Annotated in this window: 10 protein-coding genes; 9 read left to right on the top strand and 1 reads right to left on the bottom strand. The window is 67.4% G+C overall.

Annotated elements, in window-relative coordinates; genetic code table 11:
- Positions 1 to 17: 17 nt before the first annotated feature.
- Positions 18 to 1235 carry an acyl-CoA dehydrogenase family protein gene (locus NTD82_RS11000; RefSeq protein ID WP_095153626.1) on the bottom strand — a complete coding sequence of 406 codons (1218 nt, stop codon included), beginning with the start codon at positions 1233 to 1235 and terminating at the stop codon, positions 18 to 20.
- Positions 1236 to 1544: 309 nt separating this feature from the next.
- Between NTD82_RS11000 and NTD82_RS10995 the strand changes: the two genes are divergently transcribed.
- From NTD82_RS10995 to NTD82_RS10955, 9 genes are all read left to right on the top strand, one after another.
- Positions 1545 to 2612 (top strand): ABC transporter substrate-binding protein, encoded by a 1068-nt coding sequence (locus NTD82_RS10995; RefSeq protein WP_262128767.1) that lies wholly within the window; start codon positions 1545 to 1547, stop codon positions 2610 to 2612.
- A 12-nt stretch (positions 2613 to 2624) separates the two neighbouring features.
- Entirely contained in the window at positions 2625 to 3359 is a 735-nt protein-coding gene (locus tag NTD82_RS10990; RefSeq protein WP_262128766.1) for a class II aldolase/adducin family protein, read from the top strand.
- 12 nt (positions 3360 to 3371) lie between these two features.
- Complete coding sequence (locus tag NTD82_RS10985; RefSeq protein WP_262128765.1) at positions 3372 to 4559, top strand: LLM class flavin-dependent oxidoreductase; 1188 nt, start codon at positions 3372 to 3374, stop codon at positions 4557 to 4559.
- Positions 4560 to 4569: 10 nt separating this feature from the next.
- On the top strand, positions 4570 to 6141 hold the full coding sequence (locus NTD82_RS10980) for an ABC transporter substrate-binding protein (protein WP_095153622.1): 1572 nt from the start codon (positions 4570 to 4572) through the stop codon (positions 6139 to 6141).
- Positions 6134 to 7192, top strand: a complete 1059-nt coding sequence (locus tag NTD82_RS10975; protein ID WP_262128764.1) for an ABC transporter permease — start codon at positions 6134 to 6136, stop codon at positions 7190 to 7192. Before NTD82_RS10980 ends, NTD82_RS10975 begins: the two co-directional genes overlap by 8 nt.
- 12 nt (positions 7193 to 7204) lie before the next feature.
- Positions 7205 to 8023: an ABC transporter permease gene (locus NTD82_RS10970; protein ID WP_262128763.1), complete on the top strand. Its 819-nt coding sequence runs from the start codon at positions 7205 to 7207 to the stop codon at positions 8021 to 8023.
- Positions 8020 to 9831 (top strand): ABC transporter ATP-binding protein, encoded by a 1812-nt coding sequence (locus tag NTD82_RS10965; RefSeq protein WP_262128762.1) that lies wholly within the window; start codon positions 8020 to 8022, stop codon positions 9829 to 9831. Before NTD82_RS10970 ends, NTD82_RS10965 begins: the two co-directional genes overlap by 4 nt.
- Positions 9832 to 10372: 541 nt before the next feature.
- Positions 10373 to 11206, top strand: coding sequence for an urease accessory protein UreD (locus NTD82_RS10960; protein ID WP_262128761.1), 834 nt, complete (start codon positions 10373 to 10375; stop codon positions 11204 to 11206).
- A 10-nt stretch (positions 11207 to 11216) separates the two neighbouring features.
- Positions 11217 to 11519, top strand: coding sequence for an urease subunit gamma (locus NTD82_RS10955; RefSeq protein WP_095153617.1), 303 nt, complete (start codon positions 11217 to 11219; stop codon positions 11517 to 11519).
- The last annotated feature ends 13 nt before the right edge of the window (positions 11520 to 11532 follow it).

Below are 11532 nucleotides of genomic sequence, written 5' to 3'. Positions count from 1 at the left end.
TTGCCCGCGCAATGGGTTCAGCGGCTGGCACCGGCCTTCTGCTTGGCGGTGAGGATCGCGGTGTACTCGCCGGGATCGACGCCGTTGAGGTAGTAGTTGCCGACGTGGTGCAGGCGCCAGCGGATCGGGTCGTGGGTGGTGTGGACCCGGGCGTTGCGCCAGAAACGGTCGAGGTTCCATTTGCTCAGGGACGCGCTGGCGCCGAGCAGCGAGAAGATGTCGCTGGAAATCTTCAGCGAGGCTCCGTCGGAGTGGGCGCGGGCGGTGGCCACGCTGAGGATGAGTTCGTCCTGCAACTCCTTGTTTTCCGGGTCGCGTTCATGGGCGTCGAACACCCGCGCGGCGTCGCGCAGCAGCGATTCGGCGGCGCGCAGGGCGACCGCGTACTCGCCGATCTGGCGAATGATGTGCGGCTCGTCGCTGGCCCGTTCGACTTCGCTCTCGACCCACGGCCGGGCGTGCTGGTTGAGGTAATCGATGCCGGCCTGCAGCGCGCCGGCGGCGATGCCGGTGTCGATGGCGGCGTGGAGGATCTGCGGGAAGGTCAGGCCGGTGCGTTTCATCGGGCCCTGGCGGCGCAGCACGTAGCGCTCGTCCAGCTCGATATTGTCGAAGCGCACGGTGCCGCTCACCGAGTTGTGCTGGCCAAAGGCGTCCCAATCATCGACCAGGGTCAGGCCGGGGGTGTCGCGGTGCAGCAGCACGCCGGCACCGCCGTCGTCACTGGCGGCGGTCAGCGAAATCCACTCGGCCAGGTACGAACCGGTGGAGTAGAACTTGCTGCCGTTGAGCACCAGCACACCGTCCTCGCGGCGTTCGACGCGGGTCTTCAGGGCGAACTTGTTCTTGCCGCCGACCTCGGCCAGGGCATTGCCCAGGCGCTTGCCGGCGAGCACGTCGCTGATCAGGCGCTGGCGTACTTCATCCGGGTAGCCGCTGAGCACGCCACGCAGCATGACGTTGTGGATTTGCAGCAACTGGCCGACGCCGCCGTCGGCGCGGGAAATGATCCGCACGGTCTCGACGATGGTTTCCACCGAGGCGCCGAGGCCGCCGTCGGCACGCGGCACGCCGATGGCGGTCAGGCCGCTTTCGGACAGCAGTTCGGCCTGGCGGCGCGGCAGGGTGCGGTTGTGTTGCGGGTCGGCGGCGATCGCGGCGATGTGCTCGGCGATCTCATGGGCGACGGTAATGGCCTGGGCTTCGCTTTCCAGGCGGCGGGGCAGGGTAGTCACGATTAACGCTTCCTTGAATGAACAGGTGCGTGGACTGGAGCAGGTTCTGTGCCATCAGCCCGCAGCCCTTGTGCGGCGTGGCTTGCAGTGAAAGCGGCGGGAGCGGCTGCTGCTCCAGCAGCAGTCGGCGGGTGGTTGTTGCTCAGGCAGCAGCAGGTCCGTTGCGCGGGTGTTGCCAGATCAGCAGTCGGTCCTTGGGGTCATGAGTAAACGCCAATGAAATCAACGGTTTGACGAGTTGGCACGGGCGCTGCAATGACACTGGCAAAGGCCACCCGGCCCATTCGATCCGCTTGATGGAGTCTGTTCATGTCACTTGCCGCCGCTCTTGCCTCCACTCAGCCGTTGCCCGCCGCAACGCCCCTGGAGCAACTCTGGTTCACCCGCTGCCCGGTGCCGACCGCCTCGGGCATCGCCTACACCCTGGGCTGGCTCGGCGAGGAATTCGCCGCCGAAGGCCTGCCGGTGCTGACCCTGCAGGAAGCCCGTCAGTTGGGCCATCACCACTACGATCATCAATTGCCCGGCCTGTTTCGCGAGGGCGGCAACGTCCCGGCCCTGGCCGCCCGCGCCGCCGGTTCGCCGAGCCGCCTGATCGGCCTGACCTGGATCGAGGAATGGCAGACCATCCTGGTCCGTCCCGGCTCCGGCATCCGTAGCGCCGCCGACCTCAAGGGCAAGCGCCTGGCCCTGCCGGCGTGGGGCGAGAACCGTCCCGGCAGCATCGCCCGGGCCATGAGCCTGCACGGCTACAAGGGCGCATTGAGCTCGGCCGGCCTCAGCTTCGACGACGTCAGCCTGGTGGAAGTGGCACTGGCCGATCAGGCCGCGGCGCCGACCCCGGAGCAGGGCCTGCAACGCCTGTGGTCGGGCCTGGATTATCTGGTGCGCGGCGAAGTGGACGCGGTCTACGTCAAGGGCGCATCCGCCGCCGACGCCGCCCGCCGCCTGGGCCTGGAAGTGGGCATCGACCTCGACCAACTGGAGCCGCGCTTCCGCATCAACAACGGCACGCCACGGCCGATCACCGTGCACCAGAGCCTGCTGGACGACCACTTCGACCTGGTGGTGCGTTTCCTCGCCCAGACCCTGCGCGCCGCCGAATGGGCCAAGGACAACCGCGAAGGCCTGTTGCGCATTCTCCAGGACGAAACCCGCGCCGGCGCCGAGGGCGTCGACGAAGCCTACCGCGGTGACTTCCACACCACCCTGGAACCGGACCTGTCCGAGCAGCGCCTGGCCTTCCTCGATGTGCAAAAAACCTTTCTCAACCTGCACGGCTTCCTCGAAGCCGACTTTGCCCTGGCCGACTGGGTCGACCCGCGTCCACTGCAAGCTGCCCATGAACTGTTGGCCGAGCGCACGAAGCGCGTCTGAAGGAGCAAGACCATGACCGTATTGACCACTGAACACCTGATCGATGCCGAACTGAAAGCCTTCGTCGACCAGGCCACGCACCTGGCCGGCGAGGCCTTCCGCGTCTACCGCGAAACCAACACCATCACCGCCAACGGCACCGTCGGCTTTATCGAGCGCGTGCCGGGCCGCGACCTGCTGGTGTCGGTGAACTACCCGGGCCCGTGGAAAAAGGACCAGCCGCTGAAAGCCAGCGTCACCGACTTCGCCGGCAACCTGGTGTTCGGCCAGGGCAAGGGCGGCCTCAACCGCTACACCCGCCTGTTTATCGAACAACCGAAAATTACCACCGTGTCCCACGTGCACAGCCCGTACCTCGGCGCCTGGGCGCAAACCCAGCGTTCGCTGCCAATCAGCTATGTGCCGGTGCAGCGCTTCCAGTTGGCCCGCGAGCTGCCGGTGTACATCGACCGCCGTCAGGACGAAGTGGATTTCATCCTCGACAGCCTGGCTGAAAACCCGTTCACCACCGCCATCCTCGAAGCCAACGGCGGCTCCACCGTGTGGGGCACCGAGGGCCTGCAGGCCACCGCCGAATTCATCCTGCTGCTGGAGGAGGGCGCGCAACTGCAACTGCTCGCCGAAGCCCTCGGCGGTTCCCGCGCCTACGGCCCGGGCGTGCTGACCCAGCAATGGACCATGAGCAAGCTGCTCGGCCAGGCCCGTGAACTCGGCCTGGTTCCACCGAACGACAGCCCGCGCGCATAAGGACATCCGATCATGGCAGTAAAGATTCTCTGGTACCTCACCAGCCCCGATGGCCCGTATCCGTGGGAAGAAAAGGGCCGCTGGGTGACTGATTTTTCCCACCTCAAGCAACTGGCGGTGGCTGCTGACCGCCTGGGTTACTACGGCTCGCTGCTGGGCTCCAGCCCCAATGAAAGCCTGACCGTGGCCGCCTCGCTGATCGACGCCACCGAGCGCCTGCGCTTCCTGGTGGCGCAGCATCCCGGCGAAGTCTCGCCGGCGGTGCTGGCCAAGTGGGCGCTGACCTTCGACGCGTTCTCCGGCGGTCGCCTGCTGTTCAACGTGGTCAACGGCAGCGACGCCGGCCTGGCGACCCTCGGCGTGCATTACCCGCACGACGAGCGCTACCAGTTCAGCCTGGAATACTGGCGCGCCTTCCAGAACATCTACGCCGGCGGCACCGAGGGTTTCGACGGTCAGTACGTCAAGCTGGCGCCGCGTCCGGCCGCGGCGGCGCGGCATCCGCTGGGTGGCTGGCATCCGCCGAAGCGCCTGTCAGTGCCGCTGTGGGGCGCCGGCACCTCCGGCCCGGGCGTGGCCCATTCGGTGCAACTGCTCGACGTCTACCTGAGCTTCGCCGACACCCCGCCGAAGCTGGGCGACAAGTTCCGCCGCGTCGGTGCCGAAGCGGCCAAGCTCGGTCGCGAGCTGACCTACGGCACGCGCTTGCAGATCATCGTCCGTGAGACCGAGGAAGAAGCCTGGGCCCACGCCCAGAAACTGTTGGACAACACCTCGCTGGCAACCACCCGCGCCGCCCTCGAACGGCAACTGCCGGCGGGCCAGACCCTGGACAGTTTCCACAGCGACGACCCGCGCATCGAAGCCAACCTGCAAGCGATCCGCGAAGGCCGCCTGCCCAAGGCCCGCGACCTGGAGATCTACCCCAACGTCTGGACCGGGCCGAGCCTGTTCGGCTTCAACCTGCTGGGGCCGGCCGCCGGCACCTACCTGGTGGGTAGCGCCGAGCAGGTCGCCGAGCGGATTCGCGAATACGAAGCCCAAGGCACCAGCGCTTTCATTCTTTCCGGCTTCCCGCTGATCGATGAGGCGCACCGGGTCGCCGACCTGCTGTTCCCCTTGCTTGACCTGGACCACGGCTTCGAGGTCCCGCGCCTCAACGCCCGCACCATCGCTGAAACGGCCGCCCAACCGGCCTGAGGAATGACCCATGCCCAACGAATTTTCCCGCCGGATCTTCCTCGGCAACAGCCTGACCATCGGTGGCGGCCTGCTCCTCGGCTCCAGCCTGCTGACCGGCTGCGGAGGCGGTGAACCCGCCGCCGTGGCCGGTGCCAAGGCCATCGCCAGCACCCCGGTGCGTGGCGGACGGCTGCGCGTCGGCATCATCGACGGCGACCAGGCCGGCAACCTCGACGCGCACAAGCCGTCCGGCGGCGGGATCATTCGCGGCTGGGCGCTGTACAGCAAATTCTGGGAATGGAACGACGACGTCAGCACCCGCCTGGGCCTGGCCGAGTTCGCCGAGCCCAACGCCGACGCCACGGCCTGGACCATCCGTATCCGTCCGGGCCTGGAGTTCCATCACGGCAAGACCATCACCGCCGATGACATGCTGTTCTCGATCCTGCGCCTGACCGACCCGAAACTGGCCTCGCCGTACGCCGGGCTGGTCGGCGCCATCGACCGCCAGGCCCTGCGCAAGTTGGACGAGCGCACCATCGAAATCCGCTTCAAGGAAGGCCGCAGCTTCTTCCCGCTGGATGAAACCCTGATCGCCTTCGGCGGCATCGTGCCGACCGACTACGACCCGAACAATCCGGTGGGCGCCGGGCCGTATCGCCTGAAGCGCTTCGTGCCGGGCCAGCGCGCGCTGTTCACCCGTTTCGAAAACTACTTCAAGCCCAACCAGCCTTACGCTGACGAGCTGGAAATCATCGAATTCAAGGACCAGGTGTCGCGGGTCGCGGCCCTGCGTGCCGGGCAGATCGACGTCGCCAGTGGCGTGCAGGCCGAGCACAGCGCCTTGCTCAAGGCCGACCCGCGCCTGCAACTGGTGGTCTCGCCGACCACCTCGTTCACCGGTTTCAACCTCAACACCGCCAAGGCACCGTTCCAGGACGAGCGCGTGCGCCAGGCCTTCCGCCTGCTGGCCGACCGCCAGGAGCTGGTAGACCGTGGCCTCAACGGTTTCGGCCGGGTCGCCAACGACCTGTATTCGCCCAACGACCCGACCTACAACCACGCCATCGCCCAGCGCCCCTATGACCTGGAACAGGCCCGTTCGCTGCTGCGCCAGGCCGGCGTCAGCGACCTGCGCCTGGAACTGACCACCACCGCCAACGAGGTCAATGCCGCGCTGGTGTTCGCCCAACAGGCGAAGAAGGCCGGGGTGGAAATCAAGGTCACGCCGGTGGACGGCTCGGTGTTCAACGGTCCGCAGAAAGAGCAGTGGCTGATGTCGCCGGGCTCGACCCCGGCGCGCGGCTTCCTCGCCACCGGCCTGCACAACGACGCGCCGCTGGCGATCTACAACCGCAGCAACTTCCGCGACGAGCGTTTCTCGCAACTGTTCACCCAGGCCCTCGGCCAGCCCGACCTGGCCAAGCGCCGCGAGCTGGTGCACGAAGCGCAGACCATCCAGCACCAGCGCGGCGGCCTGCTGATCTGGGGCTTCAGTGACGTGCTCGATGCCGCCTCGAACAAGGTCGGCGGCCTGCACGGCGAACAGACCACCTTCGCCTCCTGGCGCTTTGACAGCCTGTGGTTGAACCATGCCTGATCGCCTGAAAATTTCCCGTTTGCCTGCCTGGCTGCCGTGGTTCGTTGGCCGCCTCGGTTATGGCCTGCTCACCGCCTGGGTCATCAGCCTGGTGGTGTTCCTCGCCACCCAGGCGCTGCCGTCGGACCCGGCGCGGGTCATCCTCGGCCCCGACGCGCCGCTGGAAAGCATCCTCACCCTGCGCCAGCAACTGGGCCTCGACCGGCCGATCCTGCTGCAATACCTGAGCTGGCTGGCCCAGTTGCTGCGCGGCGACCTCGGTGTGTCGCTGGACTCGGCGCAGCCGGTGGCGACCATTCTCTTCGACCGCTTCGGCAATACCCTGGCGCTGCTGCTGGGGGTGTTGCTGCTGGTGCTGCCGCTGGCGCTGGTGATCGGCGTCGGCCTGGCCCTGCGCCGCGACAGCCGCCTGGACCGCTGGGGCCTGGCGGCATTGATCGTGCTCAAGGCCACGCCGGGTTACCTGCTGGCCATCGGTCTGGTGCTGCTGTTCTCGATGCCGCACTTCGACCTGCTGCCGGCGGTGTCGCTGATCGACCCGGACCGGCCGTTGTGGCGGCAACTGCATTACCTCGCGCTGCCGGTGATTGCCCTCAGCCTGACGGCGCTGCCGTACCTGGCGCGGCTGGTGCGCGCCTCGATGATCGAGACGCTGGACTCCGACTTCGTCGGCGCCGCCCGCCTGCGCGGTGTGCCGGAACGGCGCATCGTCTGGCGCCACACCTTGCCCAACGCACTGGTGCCGGCGATCCAGGGCGTGGCGCTGACCCTGCGCGTGCTGATCGGCGGCGCGCTGCTGGCGGAAGTGGTGTTCAGCTACCCCGGCATCGGCACCTTGCTCAACAGCGCGATCCAGATGCGCGACCTGCCGCTGATCCAGGGCGTGGTGCTGGTCATCACCCTCGGCGTGGTGCTGATCAACCTGCTGGCCGACCTGCTGACCGTCTTGCTGACCCCGAAACTGCGTACCGCGCGCCGTCCCGGACTGATCGCCCGCAACCGCCGTGGCATCCAGAGCTGGTGGCGGCGCCCGGCGGCGAAAGCCCCTTGAAAGGAGTAGAGCATGTTCACTGCACGATTCTGGCGTGAGCCGAGCATTCGCCGCGGCGCCCTGGTGACCCTGGCGGTGGTGCTGCTGGCGCTGTTCGGCCCGTGGCTGGCGCCCCATGCGCCGACCGATATGCTCGGCGGCGTGTACGGCGCGCCCACCGCCGCGGCGCCGCTGGGCCACGATTTCCTTGGCCACGACGTGCTGTCGCGGCTGCTCGCCGGCGGCTTGTCGATTCTCTGGATGTCGCTGGCCGCCGCCAGCCTGGCGCTGGTGGTGGGCAGCGTGCTGGGCATGCTCGCCGGCCTGTCGCGGCAGCGCCTGGACCAGGTCATCACCTGGCTGGCGGATGTCTGGCTGGCTTTTCCCGACCTGATCCTGGTGCTGCTGATCGTCTCCATGCTCGGCCGCGCGCCGTGGCTGATCGTCCTCACCGTAGCCATTGCCTTTATCCCCGGCGTGATCCGCCTGGCCCGCGGCAGCGCGGTGTCGGTGGCCAGCCAGGAGTTCGTCGAGGCGGCGCAGATGATGGGTTTTTCCCGCACCCGCATCCTCTTGCGCGAGATTCTGCCGAATGTCCTGACGCCGCTGCTGGTGCACTTCGGCAACATGCTCACCTGGGGCATCGGCATGCTCTCGGGCCTGAGCTTCCTCGGCTACGGCGTCGCCCCGCCGGCGGCGGACTGGGGCCTGATGATCAATGAAAACCAGGCGGGGCTGTTGGTCCAGCCCTGGGCCGTACTGGCCCCGGCGCTGCTGATCGCGGTGTTCGCCTATGGCACCAACTTGCTGGCCGAAGGCATTGCCCGGTACAGCGCGGGAGCGCGCTCATGAATGCATTCGTCCTGTCCGAACCGGTGCAGACCGGCGCCAGCGCCGATGAGGCCCGTGTGGCGGCCTTGCAGGTCGAGGGCCTGCGGGTCGACCTCGACAACGGCAGCGATGTGATCGACCACATCGACTTCAGCCTTGAACCTGGGGAAATCCTCGGTCTGGTGGGCGAGTCGGGTTCCGGCAAGACCACCCTCGCCACCGCCTTGCTCGCCCACGCCCGCCGTGGCGCGCAGATCAGCGGCGGGCGGGTGCGGGTCGCCGGCACCGACTTCCTCGCCCTCGACGGCGAAGGCTTGCGCCGGGCCCGTGGCGGGCTGATCGGTTATGTCGCCCAGGACCCGGCGCTGGCCCTGAACCCGGCGATCCGCATCGGCAACCTGCTGCTGGAAACCCTGCGCGCCCACGAACCGACGCTGGGCCGCGAGGCCTGGGAGCAACGCCTGCAACAGACGCTGGTGGATGTCGGCCTGCCGGGCGACCGCGAATTTCTCCGGCGTTTCGCCCACCAACTGTCTGGCGGCCAGCAGCAGCGGGTGATGCTGGCGCTGGCGTTCATTCTCCGGCCGAAACTGATCGTGCTCGACGAGCCGACCACCGCGCTGGACGTCGGCACCCGCGCGCACATCCTGCAAACCGTGCGGCGGTTGTGCAAAGAGCAGGGCGTGGCGGCGGTGTACGTGTCCCACGACCTCGGCGTTATCAAGGACCTGGTGGACCGGGTGATGGTCATGTACGCCGGGCGCATCGTCGAAGTCGCCAGCCGCGAACGGCTGTTCGAGCGGCCGGGCCATCCGTACACCCTCGGCTTGCTCGCGGCGATTCCCGAAGTCGGACGCCAGCGTGTGCTGCGCGCCATCGCCGGGCACGCGCCGGCGCCGGGGCAGCGTCCGGGTGGTTGCGCCTTCGCGGCGCGCTGCGAGCGGCGCAGTGCCGCCTGCGAGCGGGCCGAACCGGCGTTGCAAGCGCTGGACGGCACCCAGCAGGTAGCGTGCCTGCACCCGCAACTGACCGCATTGCCCGAGGCGGAAAGCGCCGCGCCGCGGCTGTTTGTCGAAGGACGCACGCCGTTGCTGGAACTGCGCGAACTGAACCTGACCTATGACCGCCAGGTGCTGTTCGACCTGGACCTGCATGTGTACCGCGGCGAATGCCTGGCGGTGGTGGGCGAGTCCGGTTCGGGCAAGACCAGCCTGGCGCGGACCCTGGCCGGCCTTGGCGACAACGCCACCGGCCACTTGAGTTTCGACGGCCAGCCGCTGAGCCTGTTGGCGCGCCAGCGTCCCTCGGCGACGCGGCACCGGATCCAGTACATCTTCCAGAACCCGTACCGCGCCTTGAACCCGCGCCAGACCGTCGCCCAATGCCTGCAAGCGCCGCTGGAACATTTCTTCGGCCTCAAGGGCGCCGCCTGCCGGGCCCGCATCGATGCTGCGCTGACGCGGGTGGCGTTGCCGCTGGAAACCGCGAACAAATACCCGCATCACCTGTCTGGCGGCGAGCGCCAGCGCGTCGCGATTGCGCGGGCGCTGGTCTGCGAGCCTGAAGTGCTGATCTGCGACGAAGTCACCTCGGCCCTCGACGTCTCAGTGCAGGCCGCGATCCTTGCGCTGCTGCGCGAATTGCAGGCGGAAGGCATGACCCTGGTGTTCGTCACCCATGACCTCGGCGTGGTGCGGGCGATTGCCGACCGCATCGTGGTGGTCAAGGAAGGCCGGATCATCGAGGCCGGCGCCAGCGGCGACGTGCTGGACCGACCGCAGACGGGGTATGTGAAGGGGCTGGTGGAGCAAGCGATGTTTTTGCGGTAGGTGTGCCGACAGATCTTTAGCGTTCTCCAGATCGAGCGCCGCGCGGGCGGCGCATCGCGAGCAAGCTCGCTCCTACATTCGTTGCAACGTGCCATGGCCTGTCAGAAGGGTGTTGCCCGCCTTTGGCGTTTGGCGATGAATCGCTGGGAGGCTGTCGTACAAACAAGGCAGTCAACCATGGCCTGGCAGACATAGGCACGTTACAACCAATGTAGGAGCGAGCTTGCTCGCGATGCGCCGCGCGGGCGGCGCTCGATCTTGAGAGCGCTGAAAGCCTGTCGACTAGCACCTGTCCGCGATTTCCCGTTCCCCTGACTAGCGCCTCAAGTCCAGGACCAGTGCACCACCAACGCACGAATTCCCCTACATGCGCCATTCTGGCCCGCAATGTGCACTTACACCTTCCATCGATTACTGATCGATCGATCAGGTCTGCGCGACGGCCCGCAACCCGCGCCCGCGCAGACGTTCTTTAACCGCCGCGTGTGCCTGGGACTGCCCGTCAGCCCCAATAAACGCGGTGTTTACCGGAACCGCTGGAATGTCCCTACCCGAACAGCTTCCGCCCGTGAATTCCACTGCGGGCTGGAGCGCCGAGCTGATGCTGCGCTTCGTTGCACGAGGCGGTAAGACCTGTATTGGTGCGCGGCGTCATTTCGGACCTCTTTTGGTGCAAAGACCCTTCTATCCCGAGGGCGCACCGTGCCACGTTTATGTGCTGCACCCGCCCGGCGGTGTGGTGGGCGGTGATCGCCTGACCCTCGACGTGCACCTGGAACCCGGCAGCCACGCGCTGCTGACCATGCCCGGCGCTACCAAGTTTTATCGCAGCGCCGGCCCCGTTTCGGTGCTCAAACAGCATTTCCACCTGGCTGAAGGCAGCACCCTGGAGTGGCTGCCTCAAGGCAATATCTGTTTCGACGGCGCCCGGCTCAGCCTGGAAAACCGCTTTACCCTGGCGCCCGGCGCGCGGCTGCTGGCCTGGGAAACGTTGTGCCTGGGCCGGCCGGTGATGGGCGAAGTGTTCAACCACGGCACGCTGGACAGCCGCCTGTTGATCGACATGCCGGACGATCCCGGCCTGCACGAACGCCTGCGCATCGACGGCGGGCAGTTGCACAAGCTCGCCGGTTATCCGCTGCAAGCCACCTTCTGCGCCGCGCCCGCCACCGCCGAGTTGCTGGCGCAGGCCCGCGCGCTGCTCGACGAACTCACCGTCCCGGCCGGGGCGACCCTGCTGGGAAAACTGTTGGTGGTCCGCCTGCTGGACCACGACAACCAGCGTCTTCAATCCACACTGGCGCGGCTCTGGCACGCGCTGCGCCCGGCCGTCACCGGCCTGGCGCCGTGCCCGCCGCGTATCTGGGCCACCTGAGAGAGCGACCATGGAGCTGACCCCGAGAGAGAAAGACAAACTGCTGCTGTTCACCGCCGCGCTGCTCGCCGAGCGCCGCCGTGACCGTGGCCTGAAACTCAATTACCCGGAAGCGGTGGCGCTGATCAGCGCGACGGTGATGGAGGGCGCCCGCGACGGGCGCACCGTCGCCGAACTGATGAACCTGGGCCGCGAGGTGCTGACCCGCGAGCAGGTGATGGAGGGCGTGCCCGAGATGATCCACGACGTCCAGGTGGAAGCCACCTTTCCCGACGGGACCAAGCTGGTCACCGTCCATGACCCGATCGTCTGAGCGGCGCAACAGG

Origin of the sequence: Pseudomonas sp. 5P_5.1_Bac1 (assembly GCF_025466015.1) — a bacterium.
GTDB lineage: Bacteria > Pseudomonadota > Gammaproteobacteria > Pseudomonadales > Pseudomonadaceae > Aquipseudomonas.
This window is presented reverse-complemented; position numbering and strand designations above follow the sequence as displayed.

Excerpts from the sequence above, each read along its gene's own strand:
- NTD82_RS10985 (WP_262128765.1), top strand. The coding sequence starts at position 3,372 with ATGGCAGTAAAGATTCTCTGGTACCTCACCAGCCCCGATGGCCCGTAT.
- NTD82_RS10975 (WP_262128764.1), top strand. The coding sequence starts at position 6,134 with ATGCCTGATCGCCTGAAAATTTCCCGTTTGCCTGCCTGGCTGCCGTGG.
- NTD82_RS10990 (WP_262128766.1), top strand. The coding sequence starts at position 2,625 with ATGACCGTATTGACCACTGAACACCTGATCGATGCCGAACTGAAAGCC.
- NTD82_RS10970 (WP_262128763.1), top strand. The coding sequence starts at position 7,205 with ATGTTCACTGCACGATTCTGGCGTGAGCCGAGCATTCGCCGCGGCGCC.
- NTD82_RS10965 (WP_262128762.1), top strand. The coding sequence starts at position 8,020 with ATGAATGCATTCGTCCTGTCCGAACCGGTGCAGACCGGCGCCAGCGCC.
- NTD82_RS10960 (WP_262128761.1), top strand. The coding sequence starts at position 10,373 with ATGTCCCTACCCGAACAGCTTCCGCCCGTGAATTCCACTGCGGGCTGG.
- NTD82_RS10995 (WP_262128767.1), top strand. The coding sequence starts at position 1,545 with ATGTCACTTGCCGCCGCTCTTGCCTCCACTCAGCCGTTGCCCGCCGCA.
- NTD82_RS10980 (WP_095153622.1), top strand. The coding sequence starts at position 4,570 with ATGCCCAACGAATTTTCCCGCCGGATCTTCCTCGGCAACAGCCTGACC.
- NTD82_RS10955 (WP_095153617.1), top strand. The coding sequence starts at position 11,217 with ATGGAGCTGACCCCGAGAGAGAAAGACAAACTGCTGCTGTTCACCGCC.